Here is a 21,327-nt window from a genome sequence, read left to right on the forward strand (position 1 = left end):
TCGGAAACCGGAGAATGAAATTGGACGCTGACAACGAAAAACGCCCCCCCTCGGCCCCCACGCGGCTGCTGGTGGTTGGGCTGGGAGAGTCGCTGTTCGACTGCTTTCCGGACGGAGAGCGGCTAGGAGGCGCCCCGCTCAATGGGGCGGTTCATGCGCACGCGTTGCTTTCGCGGCTCGTGGGTGGAGCGATGGTCGCCACACGCGTCGGCCGCGACCGGCGGGGGGACGAAGTCCGAAGCATGCTCGCCAGCCGCGGCATTGATACGGCGTGCGTGCAGTCAGACCCAGACCGTCCGACCGGAACGGTCCGCGTGACGTTGGACGGCGATGGCCACGCGAGCTACGTATTCACGTCAGACGTTGCTTGGGACGCGCTCGCCATGGAGGGCGCCTGGCGGTCGCTGGCCGAGTCTTGCAACGCGGTTTGTTTCGGCACACTCGCCCAACGCAGCGAGCCGAGCCGGCGTGCGATCGGCCAGTTTCTTTCCGCGTGCAGCGGCGCGCTGCGGGTGTTCGACGTGAACCTGCGGCAGGACTTCTATTCCGAGACGGTCCTCCGCGACAGCCTTGTCGCCTGCACGGCCTGCAAGATGAACGAGGAAGAACTGGGGGTCGTATGCGAGTTGCTGGGGATTGCCGGGGACGCTGCGGACGACGACGAGCGAGCCGAGAACGTGCGCAGCGCCTTCGAACTTGCGTGGCTGGCGGTCACGCGGGGCGAGCGTGGCGTGGCGCTCTACCGCCCCGACGGGAAGCACGAGGGGACCCCGGTCCCGCTGAACCCGCTGCCCGGTGCCGATACGGTGGGTGCCGGCGACGCGTGTTGCGCGGGATTGATCGTCGGCAGCCTGCTCGGATGGCCCGCCGCACGCGTCGTGGCGCTAGCGAACCGGCTCGGCTCTGAGGTGGCGTCGCGCCCCGGCGCCACGCCGGAACTCCCCGAAGAAGTGCTGGCCCTGGTCGACGGCTAGCCCCAGATCGGCCAGAGCCGGCCGCCCGAACGCTCGATCCGCTTGATCGGCGTCGCGTAGACGCGGCCGAGCAGTTCCGGTGTTAGCACGTCGGCGGTCGGTCCCGCTGCGGCGACCCGACCCTCGGCCATGACGAGCGTGTTCTCGAATCCGGGGGTGATCTCTTCGACGTGGTGGGTCACCAACAAAACGGCAGGCGTTTGCGGCGACGCGATGAGCGACCGCAGCCACGCTAAGAACCGCTCACGCGCGCCGGGGTCCATGCCGGCGCACGGCTCATCGAGCACCAGCAGCCAGGGGTCGGCCATCCGCGCACGGGCCACAAGAACTTGTTGGCGTTCCCCCTGTGAGAGCACGCCCAGCGGCTTCTCTTCCAGCCCTTGGCATCCCATTGCCCGCATCAACGCACGCGCGGCCTCAAAGTCGCCGGCCGTCGGCCTCCGCTGGCCCACGCCACGTAGGCCCAGTTGGCCTATCCGCCCCGAGGTGACTGTCTCCACTGCCTTCTCTGCGGGCCTAAGCTGACTGAACAGGGTCGAGGCGACCCAACCGGTGCGGGAGCGGAACTCTGCCAGGTCGATCAGCTCCCGGCCCTGCCGCAGCACCGTGCCGGAGGTGTGCCACTGGTAGCCGCACGCCACGCGCAGCAGCGTGGTCTTGCCAGAGCCGTTGGGCCCGAGCACCGCCCAGTGCTGGCCGGGGGTGAGCGACCAATGGATGTCTTGCAGGATGAGCGCGTCGTCCTGCTGGTAGCCGGCGCCGCGGAGTTCGAAGATGGGAACGTCGTCAATCACCAGCCGACTCGTGTGATGCCGGCTACGTGGTCAAAATGAGCGTCACGGCTGGCGATCGGCATAGCGTGCTGACGGGCCAAGGCCGCAATCCAGAGGTCGTTCAGCGGGATAGGGGTTCCCCGGAGCTTGAGCTCGTGGCGGATCTCTGCGTAGTGCCAAGCAGTCTCCGTAGTGACCGCCAGGATCGTGGCGGCGTCGAGGAAGTCGGCAAGAGCGGCGAAGAGCCGCAACTTGTATCGCGAGCCGAAGAGTCCAAAAACGTACTCGCCGATCACGATCGTAGGGACAGAATGTTGGTCGTCCAATCCCAACGTGTCCTCAAGCGACTCTTCACCATCAAGCAAAGCGCTGATGCAGTTCGTATCGAGGATCACTTCCAATCCTCGGGGTCGATCTTGGAAAATTCTTCATCGACGATCTGCTGCAACTCCGTGAGCGCCTCATGGTCTCCAGTGCCGAAAACGTCCCTAAGGGTCTTGGGGCCGTTCGGATCCCGGCGTCGCTGCTCAACCATTGCGGCGAATTCTGCCGCACTCCGCGGGAACCCGTCAGCGGGCGCATCAAGCGTCTCATGCGGAACTTCGGCCTCGCTTTCAGGCCGGGGCGCCAAAGTAGCGACATGTTCGCGCGCCTTGGAGACTATATACGCCTCGACCGACTGCCCCGCCGCGGCGCTCGCGGCAGCGATTTGCGGGTAGAGGTCGTCCGGGATATCGATGGTCGTCTTCATGCCCCAAGTATACCCCGCAACACCGGGCGCCCCAAATGCACAAATGGCTAATGCAGCGACAGCATCTCTTGCCGGTACCGCTTGATCACGTCGGCCCGCAGCAGCAGCCCCACCAGCCGGCGGCTCTCGCCCTTGCCCACTTCGACCGGCAGCGTCTCGACGTCGCGGGCGCCGAAGTCGCGCATTGCTTCGATCAGGTTCTCCGACGGGAAGACAGACAGCGGCGCCTTGAGGGCGATGTCCATCGCGTTGATGAGCGTGGGCGAGATGTCGCTGTCGAGCACACGGTGCAGGTCTTCGGCGCGGATGATGCCAATGAGTTTGCCGTCGTCCCCCATCACCGGCAGGCTTTCGATCTCCGGGTTCTGGCGGGCCACCTTGATGATGGCCAGCGCGTCGTCCTCGGGCTTGAGCGTGGGGAAGTTGCGGATCATCACGTCGCGGACCATCACGTGGTCCAGCGCGTGCAGGTCGTGCCCGCGGGATATGTTCTCGCCCCGCCGGCTCAGCTTCTTGTAGTAGATGCCCTCGGGCTCGAAGTAACGCGCCACCAGGCTCGCCAGGCCGGCCGCGGCCATCACCGGCAGGATCACTTGGTAGTTGCCGGTCATCTCGTAGACGATCAGGATGGCCGACATCACGCCCTGCGTGGCCCCGGCCACCACGGCGCCCATGCCGACGATGGCGTACACGCCGGGAGAGTGGCTGTACTCTGGCAGCAGCAGGTTCATCACCACGCCGAACGACGCGCCGAGCGTCGCGCCCAGGAACAGCGACGGCGCAAACACGCCGCCGGAGCCCCCGGCGGCGAGCGTCAGGCTGGTGAGGATCGGCTTCAGGAACACCAGGGGCACAAGCCATACCAGTTCCCAGAGCAAGCGGTCTCGCCGGAAGACGACCGTCTTGCTCAGCTCGTGGTCGCCCCGGATCTGATCCGCCAGCGTCTCCAGGTCCTTGGCCCGGCGGGCGCCGGCGTCCAGCAGGTCGGCGAAGTTGTTCAGCCGCAGCCGCTGGGGGTCGTCTGGGCGCTCCAGGTGCAGCGCGTGGTCGACCACGCCGTAGCCAACGCCCATCGGCGGGGGGAGCGGCGCCTCCTTGCCCTCGAGTTGCATCGCTTCTTGTTCGGCGGAGAGCTCCGGCGGCCAGATCGGGTAGACCGCCCCGATCGTGCCGATCAGCAGCCCGATGACCACGGCGCGGACGATCCAGTTCGGCAGCAGCCGCTGCGTCAGGTCTTCGGTCCCGTACAGCGTCTTGATGAACCCGGCCGCCGCTAAGCCCGCCAGCAGCCCCAGCACCAGGTAGCTGGGTAGCTGGGTCCAGGCGCCCCCGAAGTCGTAGCCGCTAAGCTGCGCAAACGCCGGCTCGAAGCGGTGCTCGCCCACGTGCTGCTGCACCACGTCGGCCGTCACGCTGGCCAGCACGATGGGGGTGAGCGACTCGACCGCGAAACTCCCCAGGATGATCTCGCTGGAAAAGATCACCCCCGCCAACGGGGCGTTGAACGTGGCGCTAATGCCCGCCGCGGCCCCGGCGGCGACCAACACGCGGATATTCCGCGCCGAGAGCCGGAACAACTGCCCGGCGGCGCTCCCCAGGGCGCTGCCGATCTGCACGATCGGCCCCTCGCGGCCCACGGAGCCTCCGGAGCCGATGGTGATGCCGCTGGCGATGATCTTCACCACCGCCACGCGGGGGCGGATCATGCCGTCGTTGCGGGCGACCGCCCGGATGACCTCCGGAACGCCGTGGCTTTGCGCCTCGGGGGCGAACGTGCGCGTCAGCCACGCGACGAACAGGATGCCGATCGCCGGGCTAACCACGATCGCCAAACTCCACCACGGGCTCCCCCCCAGCCGGAGGAGGTTGGCGCCCCCGAACATAAAGCTGGTGACGAAATCGATAATGTGCGTAAACAGCACGGCGCCGAAGCCGGCAAGGATCCCCACCACGCCTGCAAGGATAATCGTGAGCGTCCCCCCGGGGATGGCCCCGCGGCGGACGACGGACGAGAGCCAACCAGAAAGCCGGGAGGGGAGGGGGGCTCGGTCGGCGTTGGGGGTCGCGGACATACAGACGGGGGTTGTCGGGTGACGCGTGGTTCGCGTTCGGTAGAGGCAGGCATCCGGTAAGGTAGGCCGCTTCGGCGAAACTCACTACCCGCCATTTTATTAGGGTAGGGCCGCGGCCTCGCCGGGGCAGGGGCCCCGGAGACGCTGGGCCCGTCTGCCGGCGGCGTGGCCCGCGGCAGCGAGAGGGGCCCACGCCTCGGACCGCTGACGAACATGCATGCGATTGGGTATCATCGCGTTTCCCAGGCGGGGGGAAGGCTCCCGCTGGCAATCGTGTTCTCCCAACGGGCCGCAGCGATGAGTGAGCGTACGTTCAATTTTTCGGCGGGCCCCGCGGCGTTGCCGGTGCCGGTTCTCGAGAAGATCCGCGACGAAATGCTGGTGCTCCCCGGGGCGGGGGCGTCCATCCTGGAGATCTCGCACCGCAGCAAGCCGTTCGAGGCGATCATCGCCGCGGCCGAGGCGAACCTGCGTAGCCTGCTGTCGATCCCCGACGAGTACGCCGTGCTGTTCCTTCAGGGGGGCAGCCGCCTGCAGTTCTCGATGATCCCGATGAACCTGGCGCCCGGGGGCGCTTCGGCCGACTACTTGATCACCGGAACGTGGGGCAAGAGCGCGCTCGACGAGGCCAAGAAGATCGGTCCGGCGCGGGTGGCCTACTCGTCGGCCGAGTCGAACTTCGATCGGCTGCCGACCCCCGACCAGCTCGACCTCGACCCCAATGCGGCCTACCTGCACTACACCTGCAACGAGACGATCCAGGGGGTGCAGTTCGCCACGGAGCCCAAGACGGGAGACGTGCCGCTGGTGTGCGACGCGTCGAGCGACTTCTTGCACCGCCCGCTCACCATCGGGCACTACGGGCTGCTGTACGCCTGCGCGCAAAAGAACGCCGGCCCGGCCGGGGTGACCGTGGTCATCATCGACAAGAAGCTGCTGGAGCGTTCGGCCGACAACCTGCCCGGCTACCTGAACTACAAGATCCACGCCGACAACGACTCGCTGTGGAACACCCCCCCGACGTTCGCGATCTACGTCCTCAAGCTGGTGACCGACTGGCTGAAGGACGACATCGGCGGGCTCGACAAGATGTACCAGCAGAACAAGACAAAAGCAGAGATGCTGTACGAGGTGCTCGACGCCTACCCGGCCTTCTACCAGGGCCACGCCCAGCCCGCCTGCCGGAGCCTGATGAACGTTACGTTCCGGCTCCCCAGCGACGACCTGACGGCGAAGTTCCTGGCCGAAGCCAAGGAGCACAACCTGGCCGACCTCAAGGGCCACCGCAGCGTCGGCGGCATCCGCGCCTCGATCTACAACGCCATGCCCGTTGAAGGGGTGGTGACGCTGCGGAACTTCATGGACAAGTTCGCAAACGCCAACGCCTAAAAAATTCGCCACAGAGCCACAGAGAGCACAGAGACGAACGTGGAGAATGAAAATGACCAATGACCAAGCCTCAATGACCAATGGACGGTCGCCATAGCGGTTTGGTCATTGGGCGTTCGTCTTCTGTGGTTTCTTCGTCCGTCTCTGTGGTTAACTCCCCCTAACACCTCAACCTTTCCCACTGCTATGCCTTCGGTGATTGTGCTGGACGACCTTTCCCAAGAGGGTCTCGACCTGTTGGACGCGGCCCCGGGGATCACCTACGAGGTCCGCACCGGGCTCAAGGGCGCCGAGCTGCGTGACGCGCTGCGGCAGTTTGACGGGGCGATCTGCCGCAGCGGCGTGAAGCTGACGGCGGACATCTTGGAAGGGAACACCCGTCTCCGCGCCGTGGTCCGCGCCGGCGTTGGCACCGACAACATCGACAAGGACGCGGCCACCCGCGCCGGCATCGTGGTGATGAACACCCCCGCCGGCAACACCATCAGCACCGCCGAGCACGCCATCGCGTTGATGCTGGCCCTGAGCCGCAACATCGCCCCCGCCTACCAGAGCCTGGTGGAGGGACGCTGGGACCGCAAGAAGTTCATGGGCGCCCAGGTCGCCGGCAAGACGCTGGGCGTGGTTGGCCTGGGACGCATCGGCCTGGCCGTGGCGAGCCGCGCGCACGGGCTGGAGATGAACGTGCTGGGTTACGACCCCTTCATGACCGCCGAGCAGGCCGGCAAGCTGGGGATCGAGCTGCTGCCGAGCGTCGCGGACATGCTGCCGCGGGTCGACTACCTCACGGTCCACACGCCGCTGACCGAGGAAACCAAGAACCTGATCAGCGACGCGCAGATCGAGCAAATCAAGCCCGGCGCCCGGCTGATCAACGCCGCCCGGGGCGGCATCTACGACGAGGCGGCGCTGGCCGCTGGGCTCAAGTCCGGCAAGCTGGCGGGCGTAGCGCTCGACGTTTATCCCGAAGAGCCCTGCACGGACAGCCCGCTGTTCGGCATGGAAGGGGTCTGCTGCACGCCGCACTTGGGCGCCAGCACCGAGGAGGCCCAGACGCAGGTCGCCGTTGAGGCGGTCGAGCTGCTCTCGGCATACCTCAACACCGGCGCCATCCGCTGTGCCGTGAACGTGCCGGCGGTCGATCCCAAGACCCTCGAATCGCTACGCGGCTACCTGGACGTCGCCTACCGGCTCGGCCGGCTGGCCGCCAATTTGCAGCCGGGCAGCGTCAACTCCTGCCGGCTGACCTACCGGGGCGAGATCGCAGACCGCGAGACCAAGGTGCTCACGGCCGCATTTGCCGCGGGGCTGGTCGAGGGCGCCATGGCCGAGGAAGTCAACCTAGTGAACGCCGAGCTGATGCTCCGCGAGCGCGGCATCGACATCGTCGAAGAGTGCCGCGGCGACATGGGCGCCTTCCGCAGCTCGATGACGGTCGAGGTCGGCGGCGGCGGCCCCACCCGGCGCGTTTCAGGCACCGTCTTCGGTCACAACATGCCGCGGCTGGTGTCGATCGACGACTACCGCCTCGAGGCGTTCCTCGACGGCTGCATGCTGTTCTTCTCCCACAAAGACGTGCCGGGCATCATCGGCAAGGTCGGCACGCTATTCGGCGAGCACGGCGTGAACATCGCCCAGATGGCCGTCGGCCGGTCGGGCCCCGGCGGCACCGCGATCGGGGTGCTGAACATCGACGGCGAGCCCCCGGCGGCGGCGCTCGAAGCGGTCCGGGCCCTGGACGCGATCAGCTCGGCGACCGTGATCAGCCTCCCCGCGGCGGGGCATTTGCCGCCTTGGCTGGGTTAGCCGGCTGAGTTAGCCAACTGGGCTAATCACTAAGCGACTTGGCGAGCCGGGGCGTCCCCGCCCCCGGCGCTGCTGCGCACGGTCGCCCCTTCGAAGAGGCTCAACAAGTCGCAATAGGGGCGCCGCTGCGCCGGGGGCGGGGACGCCCCGGCCCGCTGGGTTTGCCGGTCTTTTTGATGGTTGACAGGCTGGCAGGTTGCCCTGAGAATCGATGGTATTGAGAGTGAATCTCAGTAGCGACTGTCCCGCCAAAGTTCCCACCCAGGTCCCGCCATGCCCCGCCCCTCCCGCCGATTCTGCGCTGGTTTTACGCTCGTAGAGCTCTTGGTTGTCATCGCGATCATCGGGATCCTCGTGGCCCTGCTGCTCCCAGCGGTGCAGGCCGCCCGTGAGGCGGCCCGGCGGTCGGGTTGCCAGAACAACGTCCGCCAGATCGCCCTGGCGATGCTGAACTACGAGTCGGCCCAGGGGAGCCTCCCCCCGGCACGGGTGACCTTCGGCGTCGATGTCGCGGACTCCGCCGGTCGGTTCGGCCGCAACAGCAAGTGGTCGCCGCAGGCGCGGGTGCTCCCCTACCTGGAAGAATCGCAGTTCGAGTCGCTCATCGACTACGAGCGAGACTACTACGACGTGCAGTTCGGCGACGGCTTGATCGGCGCCTACCGCGTGCCGATCTACCTCTGCCCCACCGAGGAGAAAGACGAGGTCCGACTTAGCTCGGCGGGAATACCGGAGCACTACCCGATCAACTACGGCGTCAACCGCGGCGTGTGGATGGTGTACGACCCCACGGGCCAGCGCCAGGAGCTGGGCGCCTTCCAGTCGAGCCGAGCCACCGAGCTGCGGCAGGTCTCCGACGGGACCAGCAAGACGCTGATGCTGGCCGAGGTGAAGGGCTGGACCCCTTACAAGCGCGACGCGGTTCATACCAGCGACACGCCGCCGACGCTTGCCGAGGTGTGCGGCCTCGCTGGTTCGTTCAAGGAGAACAGCGGCCACACCGAGTGGGTCGACGGCCGCAGCCACCAAACGGGCTTCACCGCGGCGTTTACCCCGGGAACCAAGGTCCTTTGTCCGCAATCAGGAACCGAGTACGACATCGACTGGGTCAGCAGCCGCGAAGGGGTCAGCGACACGGACCGCACCTACGCCGCGGTAACCGCCCGCAGCTACCATGCGGGCGGCACGGTGAACGTAGCGATGGTCGATGGCTCGGCGAAAGGGGTGACCGAAGGGGTCGACCTAGTGGTGTGGCGGGCGCTGGCGACCCGCGCCGGTGAGGAAACGGTCAGCGACACGGACTACAACTAACCGGCGTGTGTGCCGCTAGCCACGCAGAGCTAGGAGACGGACGAACAGCACCACGGATAACACGGATTGGCACGGGTAAGAAAAGTAGGGAGCGCTTGCGGTGGGTTCGCTTACCCGCCGTAGTCCAATCGCGTCTTTCTTATTCGTGTCTCCTCAGTGCTATCCGTGGTCAAGAACCGTCAATCCTCTACCTAGGTCTACCGCCGGTTGAACAGCGCCTGGCGGATTTCTTCGTCGAACGTGGCGCTCTGGTCGATCACGCGTCGGAACTCGTCTTTGTCCAAGGCGTACAGCACGCTGGGTTCGAGCGCGATCACCGAGGCGTTCCGCGGCTGCTCGTGGATGAGCGCCGCTTCGCCAAAGTAGTGCCCCTCGGTCAGCTCCGCCTTGCGGCTTGTGGTCCCTTTCTCCTGCACCTCGACCGCCACGCGGCCCGAACGGATCAGGTAGAAGTAGTCGCCGGCGTCCCCCTGGCGGATGATGGTCTCGCCGGCGTCCGCCTCGCGGACCGACATCATCTCGGCCATCTCTGAGAGGGTGTGGGGCGTCAGGTCGGCAAAGAACGAGATCGCGCGGAGGAACTCGCAGATGCGGGCCGCCTCGTCTACCAGCACGTTGGAGTAGACCCGGCCGTCGACGATCTTCACCATCCGGTCGGCGACGTCCAGGATGCGGTTGTCGTGCGTGACCATCAGCACGGTGCAGCCGTCCTCGTGGGCGAGCCGCTGGAACATCGTCACGACGTCTCGCCCCGATTTTTCGTCGAGGGCGGCGGTCGGCTCGTCGGCCAGCACGACGCGTGGTTGGTGCACGAGCCCGCGGGCGATCGCCACGCGTTGCTTCTGGCCGCCGGATAGCTGCTTGGGCTTCTTCTGGATGTGCTGCTCCAGCCCCAGGCGCCCCAGCAGGTCGCGGATCCGCTGGTCGGCCTCGTGACGGTCGAGCCCCACCAGCTCGGCCGCCATGTTCACGTTCTGGTACGCGGTGAGCGACTCGAACAGGTTGTGCGCCTGGAAGATAAAGCCGAACTGCATCCGCATCCGGGCGATCGTCGCCCGGTCGGCGCCCAGCAGCTCGTTGCCCAGCACCTTCAGGCTCCCCTCCATCACGGTGCGGAGCGACCCGATCAGCGTCAGCAGCGTGGTTTTGCCGTGCCCCGACGGGCCGGTGATGATCACTACCTCGCCCCGGTGGATCTTCAGCCCGATGTCAAACAGCGCCTGCTTGCGGAGCTCGCCCGAACCGTAGTAGTGGTTCAGACCGGCGACCTCAACGGCGGGGGTGATCGGCAAGACGGCGGGGGCCGAAGGGATTGTGACCATGGAACAAGCACGCAGTGGAAAGTCGGAATTGAGAACTGGGCAGCAGCCGACGGGCTACGCCCCGTCGGAGGGGCTCGGTCGATGTGGGTTACTCAGCCGCGCCGACGGGGCGTAGCCCGTCGGCTATTGGGTCTTGTTTTCTTGGTTTTCCTTAGAACAAACTTGCTGGGTCGGCGCTGCGGAGCTTGCGGACCGCCAGCAGCCCCGAGCCCAGGCACATCGCCAGCGTCAGGCCGTACACCAGCAGGCCTTGCGTCAGCGACATCTGCAGCAGCAGGCCGGTCCGTTCGCGCAGCACCTCGTACAGCACGTAGCTCACCGCCATGCCGGGCAGGAAACCGAACACCGACAGCAGCAGCGCCTCGCCGACGATTAGCCGCAGGAAGTAGTTGTCGCCGTAGCCGATCGCCTTGAGCGTGGCGAACTCCGGCAGGTGGTCGCTGATGTCCTGGTGGATGATCTGGTAGCAGATGACCATCCCAACGATGAACCCCAGCAGCTTGCCGGCGAGGAACACCGGGCCGATGGGGGTGTTGGTGCGCCAGTAGTTCATCTCTTTGGCGCGGAAGTCGTCCTTGGTCAGCACCTGGACGGAGCTCCCCAGCAGCGTCTGCAGCGTGCCCCGCAGGCTTTGGGGGTCGGCGCCGTCGACGAGGCGGACGACGCCGATGTCGACCACCCCCAGGGGCGAGCCCCCGGGGTTCCGCGCCGGGAAGTAGCGCTCGAACTGGTCGGTGGCCATGATCAGGTTGCCGTCGTGCACAAAGTCGACGCCGAGGTTGAAGGTGTCGACAATCCGCAGGCTCTGCGAGGCGAGCTCGACCGGCTGGGCGCCGAGCGCCGTTCCCCCGTGCAGATCGAGCCGGTAGGCCTTGCCCTTGCTGCGGGAGTCGATCAGCGCGGTCTTGGGGGCGTCGAGCTCCGCGAGACGCGCGGTGATCTTGGGGTCCTTAAACACGTCGTCCTGCGGCCGGACGGCGATCGTGCGGATGGGGTAGCCCTTTGAGCCGTGGTTGCCCACTACCCGCTTGAGCACCGACCGCGCGTACTCCGTGTAGAGCGGCATGGCTGCCTCGACCCCGGGGACCGACTGGGCCCTGAGCAGCAGATCGCGGGGGAACCGCTTCTCGGCCGCGAGGGCGAACCGGGCCCGGCTGATAATGAACAGGTCGCCCTTGAGGGCGTCGACAAGCTGCACCTGGCTGTCGAACAGCGAGTTCTCGAACCCGGTCTGCATGAACATCAGCAGCACGGCAAAGCCGATGCCCGCCACGATCACCACCAGGCGCGGCTTATCGTGCGTCAGGTTCTTCCAGGCGAGTGGGGTGTTCATGGATTGGGGCGCCGGTGTGGCGGCTAGAACAGGTCTGCCGGTTCGGCTTGATAAAGCTTGCGCAGCGCGGCGATCCCCGAGGCGATGCAGATCCCTACCGCCAGCACGAGCACGAAGAGCGCGATGTCCCAGGTCATCTTCATCGGTATCCCGGCGTACCACTCCACCAACGCGTACAGCCCGAACGCCACCGCCAGCGACGGCAAGAAGCCGAACACCGCCAGAAGCACCGCCTGCTGCAGCACGATGGTGGTCAGGTACGTGTCGCTGTAGCCCATGGCCTTGAGCGTGGCGTACTCGCTGATCATGTTGCCGATGTCATTGGAGAGCACCTGGTAGACCACCGCCACTCCCACCAGCACGGCGATCACGACCCCCAGGGTGAGGATCTGGCCGAAGGGGGTGTCGTCGAGCCACTGGCGGCGTTCTTGCTCGAACACCTCCTCGCGCGTCAGCACCACCCGCTCGGGTTCAGCGTCGCTCGACCGCGAGACGCGGGAAACAGGGAGCAGGCCGGCGATGGCGTCGCGCACCCGCTCGGTGCGCTGCGGGTCGGCGTGCTGGGTATCGGCCAGCTTGACCAGGCCGAAGCTCGCCTGGTCCCCTTGCTGCCACGGGCAGGCGCGGCGGAACCCGTCGTGGTTGGTCATGCACGAGCCGTTGCAGGCCATGCCGGCCCCCAGCTCGTAGAGGCCCACGATCTGCACCCGCCCGGTGCCGAGCACCGTTTCAACGCCGATGTCCTCCTCGCCGAAGCGGCGGCCGTTCTGGGGACCGAACTCTGGCTTCGTCTTGGTGTCCATCAGCACGAAGCGCGAGTCGGTGAGCGCCGTCGCGGCGTCGTTGATGGCGGCGTAGTCTTTGGGTACGAACGGCGGGTCCTCTGGGTTGATCCCCAGCACGATGATGCCGCGTGAGAGCCCGGCGACGTCGTCGTCCGTGGCGTCGGTACGGCGCCCCTCTTTAGGGTAGGGCGCCTGCCACTCGCTCAGGCCGATGTCCAGCGGCCTGACCCACTCCACCTCCGGCAGCGAGCCGGCCTGGTACAGCCACCCGCGTGGAACCGACCGCGGGTCGGTCAGGCGGATGTAGGCGGGCGAGCGGATCAGCAGGTCGAAGTCCAGCGACTCGAAGATCTGGGTCGCGGTCCGCTCGATGGCGCCGCGGAACCCCAGTTGCATGAAGATCAGCACCACCGCGAAGCCCACCCCGAGCACGCCCACGACCGTCCGCAGCCGGTTGTGCAGCAGGTTCTTCCAGGCCAGGGGGGTGGTCATCGCGCGGTGCGGGTTCGGTGGGTCGGAAGCTCACACGGCGCCCGCCGCTCGGCTCGATTACGGGGACGGTTCGGAGGAAGGTTCCAACGACGCGTCTGGACCCGCCGCCCCGCCCGGGGCGTCCGGCGGGGCCTGCGGCTCCGGGTCGAACTCGACCCCCACCTCCAGGCCGACGAGTTTTGCGGCCTCAGCGATCGCTTCGGGGTTCTGCGGGTCGATCTCGATCCGCACCTCGACCACCGGCCGGTCGAGGGGCGCCAGCGGGTCGAGCGGGATCAGCCCGGCGTTGCCCACCATCCGGCTGATCGCGACAACGCGGCCCTTGATCCCCCGCTTGAAGGTGGGGCCGAACGCCGGGCTGGTGAGCGTGGCGCCGCGTCCGTCCTTGATGCCCTTCACGTCCGCCTCGTGCACCTCGGCCACGCACACCATGTGGCTGAGGTCGCCCAGTTGCACCACCGGGAACTGCCCCACCAACTCGCCGGGCTCGAGCCGCTTCTTCAGCACGGTCAGCTCACCCGGCGGGGTGCCGGGCGCCAAGGACACGTCTTTCAGCTCGCGGTCCGTTCGTCCATCGGCGGGCGCCCACAACAGCGAACGCAGGGCCGCTTGCTCGGCCATCGCGATTTCTTGGTCCAGCGCCGCTAGCACGTCGTTGCTTTGGGCCTGCGCAAGCGCCACCTGCGCCGCGTTCTGGCTCGCCAGGGCGGCCTTCATAGAGGCCTCGGCCGCGGCCATCCCCGCCTGCCACACCCGGCGCGACGTGTCTGCTTCGGAACGGGCCTGCCGCGCCTGCAGCGACCGGCGTTTTAGTTGGTGCGACGTTACCAGGTCGGGGTCGGAAGCGGCCAAGTCTTCGAGACGCCGCAGGTCTTCCTCGGCGATCTCGGCCGACTCGTCCAGGTAGCCGAGCCGGCTTTCCTGGGCGGCTACTTCTTCCCGTTTGGCGGCGGCCTGAGCGGCGGCGGCGGCGGCCTGCTCTGCCTGTGCTTGGGCGAGCCGCAGGTCGATCTTCTGCTTGTTGACGGCCAGCTTTCTGCGGTGCTTCAGGGCGTCGAGCTGCGCAAGCCGCACCCCCCGGCTCTCAAACTCGCCCAGCAGCCCATCGCTGGGGGCGGGCTCGCCCTCTTGGACGTCGGGGTCGTAGCGCAGCAGCCGTTCGCCGGGCAGGGCGCTCACGGCGACAACCCCCCCCGCCGGCAGCAGCTTCCCCAACGCGTGCACCGACCGGGGCCCGGTCGATCCGCCATCGGACGGGCCGTTGGTGCCTTGGGCACAGCCCGCGCACAGGGTGAGCAGCGCTGCGGCGATCCACAGACGTGGCCGGCGGGCTGCGGTCATTGCGAACAATCCGTGTTGAGCGGCGGGTAAAACGGGGCGTCGTGGGCGTAGCGGGGCGTAGTGGCGGCGCATGCACACCGTTTAACCATTGGCAGCATAGGTTAGGGGTGTCAAGCAATTCCCGCAGGAGGGGGCGGCTCGCGGGGGGCCCCGGCCCGCGCATCCGAGCCAGCCCGTACGCCCCGGACAACCGACGCAGGGTTTTTGGTAGGATCTGCGGTTTCCAACCTTCATGCCGCCTACCGCGTGTCGCCATGCCCAGCCCGGTTGACCCTACCGCTGCCCTGCGCAGCGCCCTGGCCGTATCGCCAGAGAACGCCCCGCTCCGCCGCCATCTGGCCGAAACTCTGATGTCGCTGGGGCGGTTCGACGAGGCGGTCGCCGAGTACCGGGTGCTGCTGGAGCAGAAGCCGGACGACGACGCCACCAAGGTCGGCCTGGCGGACGCCTACCTGCAGCAGGAGCGGTTCAGCGAGGCGGCGGTGGTGCTTGAGTCGATGGTCGACCGCCGCGACCCCCCCGCCGCGGCGTGCGTGCTGTACGCGCGGCTCTGCGTCCGCGAAGGGCGGATCGAGGATGCGGTCGCCCGCTACAAGCAGGCGCTCGAGATCGACCCCGAGAGCGCGGACGAAGAGCTCGCCGCGCGGCTGGGCGTGCGGCCCGAGGAGGGGTTTGACGACCTGTTCGACGACGACGTGAGCGAGGGCCGCGTCCGCCGCGGCGATGGCGCCTTCGACGACGACGAGCTGGGGATCGAGATCGAACGCCCCAAGATCGGCTTCGCCGACGTCGGCGGGATGGAGGCCCTCAAGCAAGAGATCCGCGTCAAGATCATCTACCCGATGGAGCACCCGGAGGTCTACGAGGCGTACGGCAAGAAGGTAGGAGGCGGCATCTTGATGTACGGCCCCCCCGGGTGCGGCAAGACCTACCTGGCCCGCGCCACCGCCGGCGAGATCAAGGCCTCCTTTGTGTCGGTCGGCATCGACGACGTGCTGGACATGTGGATGGGGCAGAGCGAGCGCAAGCTGCACCAACTCTTTCAGCACGCCCGCGACAACGCCCCGTGCGTGCTGTTCTTCGACGAGGTCGACGCCCTCGGCGGCCGGCGCAGCGACATGCAGAGCGGCGCCGCGAGGCAGCTCATCAATCAGTTCCTGGCCGAGCTAGACGGCGCCGAGCACAGCAACGAGGGGGTTCTGGTGCTGGCGGCCACCAACGCCCCGTGGCACGTCGACGGGGCGTTCCGCCGCCCGGGCCGGTTCGACCGCGTGCTGTTCGTCCCGCCGCCCGACGAGCCGGCCCGGGCCGACATCCTCCGCATCCAGTGCGCGGGCAAGCCGACGCGGGACATCGACTACGCCAGGCTCGCCAAGCGGGCCGCCAAGTACTCCGGCGCCGACCTCAAGGCGGTGCTCGACCTGGCGATCGAGGCGAAGCTGACCGAGGCGATCCAGTCGGGCGCCCCGCCGCAGCCGATCCTGGGCCGCGACCTCGAGCGCGCGATCAAGCAGCACAAGCCAACCACGCAGGAGTGGTTCGCATCGGCCCGCAACTACGCGCTCTACGCCAACGATGGCGGGCTGTACGACGACGTGCTGAAGTACTTTGAGAAATAACGAAGATGGCCACAAAAAGGCACAAAAAAGCACAAAGAAGCAATTGCACAACGACCAACCTCCAATCAGTAAGCACAGAGCGGTCGCCTGCGTAAAGTCATTGGGGCTCTATTTATCGGTCCTCTCTTTTCTTTGTGCTTTTTTGTGCCTTTTCGTGGCCATCTGTCGTCGTTAAGCCGCTGCACGCAGCTCGGGCGTCTCGAAGCCGGTCACGCGATCAACGGCGTAGGGCCGGCGGCCTTGGCTTTCGTAGTAGGTGCGGCTGCTCATCTCGGCGAGCATCCCCATCGACAGGAACTGCAGGCCCGCCATCTGGCCGAACAACGCCGCGTACAGCAGCGGGTTGCCGGTGAGGTCGAATCCTGCAAAGAGCCGCATTCCGATCGCCACGAGGCCCGCCGCGGCGCCCGCCAGCATCGCGCCGGCGCCGATCGTGCCGAACAGCCGCATCGGCTTCAGCGCGAAGCGGGTGAGGTAGACGATGGTCACCAAGTCCAGCAGCACCGCAAAGGTGCGCGAGATGCCGTACTTGCTGGCGCCGGCGCGGCGTGGGTGGTGCGTGGTGACCACCTCGGTGCAGCGGGCGCCGTAGAAGTTGGCCATGATCGGGATGAAGCGGTGCATCTCGCCGTACAGCCGCAGGTCGGCCGCGATCTCGCGACGCATCGCCTTGAGCGTGCAGCCCAGGTCGTGGCACTGGAAGTTGGTCGCCCAGGCGATCAGCTTGTTGGCCAGCTTGGAGGGGAGCTTGCGGCTGAGCCACGGGTCTTGCCGGTTCTTCCGCCAGCCGTGCACCAGGCTGTAGCCCTGGTCGATCTTGTCGAGCATCATCGCGATGTCGGCGGGGTCGTTCTGCAGGTCGCCGTCCATGGTGACGATCACGTCGCCCGTGGCGTGGTCGATGCCGGCGCTCATCGCCGCGGTCTGGCCGTAGTTGCGGCGCAGCTCCACCACCTTCAGCCGGCGGTCCGCGCGGGCCAGCTCGCGCAGCTTCTCACGCGAGCCGTCGGTCGATCCGTCGTCTACCAGCACCACCTCGTAGGGACGCTTGGCGGCGTCCATGGCCGCGCAGACCGCGTCGCACAGCGGGCCGACATTCTCAATCTCGTTGTAGATAGGGACGACGACAGAGACATGCATAGCGGGGAGAGGTGTTAGGTATAAATAGTTTAGGTTTTAGGCGTTAGTCTTTAGGCGCTAGTTCAATCCGTGGCGAACCGTCGGCGTGGGCCGACGGAGCGTTTCAGCGAATCACCGCTTCCGACTGCGCCGCGGCGACGATCGCCGGCGACTTGCTCAGCATCACGACGCGCCCGTTGCGGCGGAGGAACCGCTTCTCTTCGGCGACCACCGTGGCGCCCTCGGGGAGGTTGGGTTCGATCTGTTCAAACACGTCGCCCGGCACGAGCACGACCCCCGGGCTGGGCCCGGCCAGGTAGTCGGCGATCGCGTCGGCGCCGATCTGCTCGACCGGCCGGCCGAGGTAGAACACCAGGTTCGGCGTGAAGTAGCCGCACAGGGCCACGCGGGTCGGCTCGGGGGCGCCCGCCTCGAACGCGGCGATCCGCTCGGCCAGCCGCGGGCCCTCTTGGTAGGGGCTCGCGCGGTAGGCAGAGAAACTCACCGTCGCGGTTGTAAACAGCACGCAGCCCGTGGCGAAGCAGGCCATCGCACGCGGGCGGTTGTTCCGGTACAGCATCACCAGCGCCGCCGTGCTGGCGAACATCGCAGAAACGGCCGGCAGGCCGATCCAGGGGTCGGCCTTGAGCAGCGTCGACGCCAGAACGATCAGCCCGACCCCAACGGCCAGACCGGCGATCCCGAACGCAGAGAACCCGACCCTAAGCCGCCTGAGCGGCGGCAGCTCCAGCCGGCAGGCCCGCACCAGCCAGCACCCGGTCACCAGCGCCACGGCCGGGTAGCAGGGCGTGACGTAGTTGGGGAGCTTGGTCGCCGCGAGCGTGAAGAAGCCGACGTACCCGCCGATCCAGCAGAGCAAGAAGCCGAGCGACGGACGCTGCGGGTCGGCGCCGCGGACACGCAGCACCGAGGAGGTGATCGAGGCGGGCAGGAAGACCGAGCCGGGGAAGAACCCGACCATGATCGCCACCAGGTAGTAGATGACCGGCCCGCGGTGGTTCTCCATCGGCTGCATGAACCGGCCGACGTTGTGGCCCCCCAGGAACCCGGCGAGCCAGGCGCCGTCGGTCCGCAGCCCTACGGCTACGTACCAGGGGAGCGCGATCGTCAACACGATGAGCGCCCCGGGCAGCACACGCAGCGACAGGAGGATCCGCAGCAGCCGCGCGGGCGCCAGCCGGCGTCCGAGCCCGTGCAGCACGCCGCGCCACAGGCCCACGGGCGTGCGGCTTGAGGGGTCGATGTCGACCAGCGACGCCCACAACCCGATGACAAACAGAGGGAGCACCACCCCCACAGGCCCCTTGGCCAGCACGGCCATGCCCATGGCGGCGTACATGGCGATCCAACTGACGCGCGGCAGCGGCGTCTCCGAGAGCCGCAGCAAGGCGGACCCGTCGCCAGAGAAGCTGCCGCCGCGCAGCCGGCTGATCCCCGAAACGAACGCCAGGAAGGCCGCGGTGGTGCAGCAGATCAGCAGTGCATCGGGGGTCGACGCGCGCGACAACGCGGCGAACATCAACCCGCTGGCCAGCAGCGTTGCGCCCAGCGCGCCGGCCCAGCGGTCGAGCAGCAGGCGGCCGAGGTGGTAGGTCATCACGACCGAGCCCACGCCCGCGAGCGACGAACCCAGCCGGGCCGCAAACTCGTTGACTCCGAACAAGGAGTAGGAGACCAGCATCACCCAGTAAATAAGGATCGGCTTGTCGACGCGGAGCTGGGCGTTAAAGGTGGGCACCACCCAGTCGCCGCGCTCGAGCATCTCGCGCCCGCACACGGCGTTCTTGGGCTCGTCCTCATCGAACAGCAGGGGCCCGCCGAGGTTGGTGAAGAACACCACGGCGGCCACAAGGGCGACGCCCCAGGGGAGCCACCGGGCGGTAACTGGGGAACAGGGTGCGTGCATCGCTGGCGCTGCTTCGGTGTGGTTGGACTCCGAGAGGGGGCGGAGTCTAGAAGAGCACGCAGCGCGGGGCAACGCCGAAAGAGCGCCCCGTGATAGCTCGGGCGCAGCAGCAACGCGCAAGCGGGTGGTAGCCCGTCGGCTATCGGGGGCTTTGCGCTCTTAAGTAGAGGGGCGCGTGGTCGCCCGCTAGCGGAACAGCTTGCTTACCGACTCGTTGCGGTGGATCCGCTTGATGGCCTCGCCCAACAACGGCGCTACGGGCAAGATGCGGAAGTGGGGCAGGATGTGGTCGGGCTGCAGCGGGATCGAGTCGGTGCACACCAGGCTCGCTAGCTCTGCCTCGCGGAGCCGCTCGACGGCCGGGCCGCACAGCACCGGGTGGGTCACCGCGACGTGGATTTCTTTCACGTTGTGCTCGTGCAGCACCCGGGCCGCGCCCAGGATGGAGCCGGCGGTGCTGATCATGTCGTCAAACATCAGGGCGACCTTCCCCTCGATGGGGCCGCCGAGGATGTTCGCCTGCACGGTGGTGTCGGGGCCCAGGCGCCGCTTGTCGATGATCGCTACCTTGCCCCCGAGCCGCTTGGCGTGCCCCAAGGCGCGCTTGATGCTCCCCTCGTCGGGGCTGACGATCACCACCTCGTCCAGATCGATGCCGGAGGTCAAGAAGTGCTCGTTCAGCACCGGCGCGGCGTAGAGGTGGTCTACGGGAACGTCGAAGAACCCCTGGATCTGCGGGGCGTGCAGGTCCATCGTCAGCACGCGGTCGGCGCCGGCGCGGGTGATCAGGTTCGCCACCAGCTTGGCGGTGATGGGGACGCGCCCCTCATCCTTGCGGTCCTGGCGGGCGTAGCCGAAGTAGGGGATTACCGTGGTGATCCGCTCTGCGCTGGCGCGCAGGCAGCTATCGATCATCACCAGCAGCTCCATCAGGCTCTCGTTCACCGGGGGGCTGGTGGGCTGGATCAAGAAGACGTCGCGGCCGCGGACGTCTTCGTCGATCTTGCAACTAATCTCTCCGTCCGGGAACCGCCCCAGCGAGATCTTGCCCAACGGCACGCCGAGGTAGTCGGCGATCGATTTGCCGAGCACGCGGTTGGCGTTGCCGCTGAATAGCTTGAGGTCGTGCATGGGGGGCTTCGCCCCCGGGACTGGGGGCTGGGGGCTGGGGGCTGGGGAAGCCCAACGATATTGGAGAAAGTATTGAGCCGGAAGCGTCAGCGCCCGGAGTGCGGTGGTGACGATTTGCCCATTCCGAGGCGCTTCATCTCTTCTTCAACCTTGGCCAGATCCTCCGGTGTGTTCACGCTCAACGACTCGCACGCTTCCAGTACGGGGAGCGCTTCGACGCGCCGGCCCTGGCCGAGCAGGATGCCGGGGCCGTCGGTCACGTAGTACTCGGCTTGGGCGTTGGCGGTGGTGAGCCGGTCGAGCGCAGAGAGCAACGCCGGTGCGTCGAACACGTAGGTGCTCATGTTCACCTCCGTAACGCGTTGCTGCTCGGGCGTGGCGTCGCGTTGCTCGACGATGGCTTGGAACTGGCCGCTGGCGTCGCGTACGATGCGGCCCAGCCCGGTGGGGTCTTCACGGTGGGCGGTGCCGATGACGCACGCCGGGCGTTGGTCGGCCGGGGCGTCGAATCGGGCGAGCAGCTTCTTGACGCTCGCGGGCCGCAGCATGGGCGAATCGCCCGTCACCACCACCACCGGCCCGTCCCAGCCCGCAAGCTGCGACCGGCACTGCATCACGGCGTGGCCCGTGCCCAGCTGCTCGGTCTGTTGGGCGAAGGCGATGTCAGACTGGCCGGCGAGCGCCTGCTCGACCAGTTCCGACCGGTAGCCCACCACGGCCACAATCTGGCGAACCCCCGCCTCACGCAACGCGTCTACCACGTACTGCACCAGGGGGCGTCCGCGGGCGGGGGTGAGCACCTTGGGGAGTTCGGACTTCATCCGCGTCCCCTTGCCGGCGGCGAGGACGATAGCGAGGGGGGCAGACATGCAGAGAAACACGCGGGTTCGAGTGGGCTGGCGGGAGAGCATCATCGCAAGACGGCGCGGCCCGGGAAAGTGGCCCCAATCACGCCCCGCCTGAGCGGGCGGGGCTTGCTCCCCGAGCGCTGGCGGATGGACGCAGGTTTGTCGCGGACCCCGGGGGGCCGCCGCGGTGCAATTATCCCCCGCCGAGGCGTGTGAAACATGGTTTGGCGCCCGGTAGACGACCAAGCGACCCGTCAGATATCCTACAAGATTCGCGTTTTCAAGCTTACTCACGGTCCGGAGAAGTGCGTTGATCGAGGCGATCCAAAAGGCC

Annotated in this window: 17 protein-coding genes; 5 read left to right on the forward strand and 12 right to left on the reverse strand. The window is 67.3% G+C overall.

The features are described 5' to 3' along the window. Positions 1–14: 14 nt before the first annotated feature. Positions 15–974 carry a carbohydrate kinase family protein gene (locus tag Pla175_RS05300; protein WP_145281819.1) on the forward strand — a complete coding sequence of 320 codons (960 nt, stop codon included), beginning with the start codon at positions 15–17 and terminating at the stop codon, positions 972–974. On the opposite strand, the gene Pla175_RS05305 is transcribed toward Pla175_RS05300, so the two are convergent. Genes Pla175_RS05305 through Pla175_RS05320 form a run of 4 tightly spaced genes read right to left on the reverse strand, consistent with a single transcriptional unit; the run spans position 971 to position 4,570 of the window. After that, positions 971–1,768, reverse strand: coding sequence for an ABC transporter ATP-binding protein (locus Pla175_RS05305; RefSeq protein ID WP_197527279.1), 798 nt, complete (start codon positions 1,766–1,768; stop codon positions 971–973). The two genes, Pla175_RS05300 and Pla175_RS05305, sit on opposite strands and share 4 nt — an antisense overlap. Continuing rightward, positions 1,765–2,142 carry a PIN domain-containing protein gene (locus tag Pla175_RS05310; RefSeq protein WP_197527280.1) on the reverse strand — a complete coding sequence of 126 codons (378 nt, stop codon included), beginning with the start codon at positions 2,140–2,142 and terminating at the stop codon, positions 1,765–1,767. The genes Pla175_RS05305 and Pla175_RS05310 overlap by 4 nt, the downstream gene beginning before the upstream one ends. Next, positions 2,139–2,498, reverse strand: a complete 360-nt coding sequence (locus Pla175_RS05315; protein ID WP_145281826.1) for a hypothetical protein — start codon at positions 2,496–2,498, stop codon at positions 2,139–2,141. The genes Pla175_RS05310 and Pla175_RS05315 overlap by 4 nt, the downstream gene beginning before the upstream one ends. Before the next feature lie 47 nt (positions 2,499–2,545). Next, positions 2,546–4,570 (reverse strand): chloride channel protein, encoded by a 2,025-nt coding sequence (locus Pla175_RS05320; protein ID WP_145281828.1) that lies wholly within the window; start codon positions 4,568–4,570, stop codon positions 2,546–2,548. Positions 4,571–4,867: 297 nt separating this feature from the next. On the opposite strand from Pla175_RS05320, the gene serC reads away from it, so the two are divergent. The 3 genes from serC to Pla175_RS05335 all read left to right on the forward strand — a co-directional run bounded on the left by serC (position 4,868) and on the right by Pla175_RS05335 (position 9,076). Then, the gene (gene serC / locus Pla175_RS05325; protein ID WP_145281830.1) at positions 4,868–5,959 is read left to right on the forward strand and encodes a 3-phosphoserine/phosphohydroxythreonine transaminase; all 1,092 of its coding nucleotides are present in this window, start codon (positions 4,868–4,870) and stop codon (positions 5,957–5,959) included. A 186-nt stretch (positions 5,960–6,145) separates the two neighbouring features. Continuing rightward, a complete protein-coding gene (gene serA / locus Pla175_RS05330) occupies positions 6,146–7,765 on the forward strand; it encodes a phosphoglycerate dehydrogenase (protein ID WP_145281832.1) in 1,620 nt (539 codons plus the stop codon). A 273-nt stretch (positions 7,766–8,038) separates the two neighbouring features. Next, the gene (locus Pla175_RS05335) at positions 8,039–9,076 is read left to right on the forward strand and encodes a DUF1559 domain-containing protein (protein WP_145281834.1); all 1,038 of its coding nucleotides are present in this window, start codon (positions 8,039–8,041) and stop codon (positions 9,074–9,076) included. 197 nt (positions 9,077–9,273) lie between these two features. Here the strand turns inward: Pla175_RS05335 and Pla175_RS05340 are convergent, their stop codons facing one another. The 4 genes from Pla175_RS05340 to Pla175_RS05355 form a co-directional block, all read right to left on the reverse strand. After that, positions 9,274–10,398 (reverse strand): ATP-binding cassette domain-containing protein, encoded by a 1,125-nt coding sequence (locus tag Pla175_RS05340; RefSeq protein WP_145281836.1) that lies wholly within the window; start codon positions 10,396–10,398, stop codon positions 9,274–9,276. Positions 10,399–10,549: 151 nt separating this feature from the next. Next, entirely contained in the window at positions 10,550–11,731 is a 1,182-nt protein-coding gene (devC, locus tag Pla175_RS05345) for an ABC transporter permease DevC (RefSeq protein WP_145281838.1), read from the reverse strand. 23 nt (positions 11,732–11,754) lie between these two features. Next, positions 11,755–13,008, reverse strand: a complete 1,254-nt coding sequence (locus Pla175_RS05350; protein WP_145281840.1) for an FtsX-like permease family protein — start codon at positions 13,006–13,008, stop codon at positions 11,755–11,757. Positions 13,009–13,065: 57 nt separating this feature from the next. Further along, a complete protein-coding gene (locus Pla175_RS05355) occupies positions 13,066–14,349 on the reverse strand; it encodes a hypothetical protein (protein WP_197527281.1) in 1,284 nt (427 codons plus the stop codon). Positions 14,350–14,603: 254 nt separating this feature from the next. On the opposite strand from Pla175_RS05355, the gene Pla175_RS05360 reads away from it, so the two are divergent. Then, entirely contained in the window at positions 14,604–15,968 is a 1,365-nt protein-coding gene (locus tag Pla175_RS05360) for an ATP-binding protein (protein WP_145281845.1), read from the forward strand. A gap of 171 nt (positions 15,969–16,139) precedes the next feature. On the opposite strand, the gene Pla175_RS05365 is transcribed toward Pla175_RS05360, so the two are convergent. From Pla175_RS05365 to Pla175_RS05380, 4 genes are all read right to left on the reverse strand, one after another. Further along, positions 16,140–17,108 carry a glycosyltransferase family 2 protein gene (locus Pla175_RS05365; RefSeq protein ID WP_145281847.1) on the reverse strand — a complete coding sequence of 323 codons (969 nt, stop codon included), beginning with the start codon at positions 17,106–17,108 and terminating at the stop codon, positions 16,140–16,142. Positions 17,109–17,211: 103 nt separating this feature from the next. Beyond that, positions 17,212–19,014, reverse strand: a complete 1,803-nt coding sequence (locus Pla175_RS05370; RefSeq protein ID WP_145281849.1) for an ArnT family glycosyltransferase — start codon at positions 19,012–19,014, stop codon at positions 17,212–17,214. 186 nt (positions 19,015–19,200) lie between these two features. Beyond that, positions 19,201–20,145: a ribose-phosphate diphosphokinase gene (locus Pla175_RS05375; RefSeq protein ID WP_145281851.1), complete on the reverse strand. Its 945-nt coding sequence runs from the start codon at positions 20,143–20,145 to the stop codon at positions 19,201–19,203. A gap of 86 nt (positions 20,146–20,231) precedes the next feature. Beyond that, the gene (locus tag Pla175_RS05380; protein WP_145281853.1) at positions 20,232–21,014 is read right to left on the reverse strand and encodes a sugar phosphate nucleotidyltransferase; all 783 of its coding nucleotides are present in this window, start codon (positions 21,012–21,014) and stop codon (positions 20,232–20,234) included. Positions 21,015–21,327: the final 313 nt, after the last annotated feature.

Origin of the sequence: Pirellulimonas nuda (assembly GCF_007750855.1) — a bacterium.
Classification (GTDB): domain Bacteria; phylum Planctomycetota; class Planctomycetia; order Pirellulales; family Lacipirellulaceae; genus Pirellulimonas; species Pirellulimonas nuda.

Excerpts from the sequence above, each read along its gene's own strand:
- serA (WP_145281832.1), top strand. The coding sequence starts at position 6,146 with ATGCCTTCGGTGATTGTGCTGGACGACCTTTCCCAAGAGGGTCTCGAC.
- Pla175_RS05335 (WP_145281834.1), top strand. The coding sequence starts at position 8,039 with ATGCCCCGCCCCTCCCGCCGATTCTGCGCTGGTTTTACGCTCGTAGAG.
- Pla175_RS05315 (WP_145281826.1), bottom strand. The coding sequence starts at position 2,498 with ATGAAGACGACCATCGATATCCCGGACGACCTCTACCCGCAAATCGCT.
- Pla175_RS05365 (WP_145281847.1), bottom strand. The coding sequence starts at position 17,108 with ATGCATGTCTCTGTCGTCGTCCCTATCTACAACGAGATTGAGAATGTC.
- Pla175_RS05375 (WP_145281851.1), bottom strand. The coding sequence starts at position 20,145 with ATGCACGACCTCAAGCTATTCAGCGGCAACGCCAACCGCGTGCTCGGC.
- Pla175_RS05360 (WP_145281845.1), top strand. The coding sequence starts at position 14,604 with ATGCCCAGCCCGGTTGACCCTACCGCTGCCCTGCGCAGCGCCCTGGCC.
- Pla175_RS05370 (WP_145281849.1), bottom strand. The coding sequence starts at position 19,014 with ATGCACGCACCCTGTTCCCCAGTTACCGCCCGGTGGCTCCCCTGGGGC.
- serC (WP_145281830.1), top strand. The coding sequence starts at position 4,868 with ATGAGTGAGCGTACGTTCAATTTTTCGGCGGGCCCCGCGGCGTTGCCG.
- Pla175_RS05355 (WP_197527281.1), bottom strand. The coding sequence starts at position 14,349 with ATGACCGCAGCCCGCCGGCCACGTCTGTGGATCGCCGCAGCGCTGCTC.
- Pla175_RS05300 (WP_145281819.1), top strand. The coding sequence starts at position 15 with ATGAAATTGGACGCTGACAACGAAAAACGCCCCCCCTCGGCCCCCACG.
- Pla175_RS05320 (WP_145281828.1), bottom strand. The coding sequence starts at position 4,570 with ATGTCCGCGACCCCCAACGCCGACCGAGCCCCCCTCCCCTCCCGGCTT.
- Pla175_RS05340 (WP_145281836.1), bottom strand. The coding sequence starts at position 10,398 with ATGGTCACAATCCCTTCGGCCCCCGCCGTCTTGCCGATCACCCCCGCC.
- devC (WP_145281838.1), bottom strand. The coding sequence starts at position 11,731 with ATGAACACCCCACTCGCCTGGAAGAACCTGACGCACGATAAGCCGCGC.
- Pla175_RS05350 (WP_145281840.1), bottom strand. The coding sequence starts at position 13,008 with ATGACCACCCCCCTGGCCTGGAAGAACCTGCTGCACAACCGGCTGCGG.
- Pla175_RS05380 (WP_145281853.1), bottom strand. The coding sequence starts at position 21,014 with ATGTCTGCCCCCCTCGCTATCGTCCTCGCCGCCGGCAAGGGGACGCGG.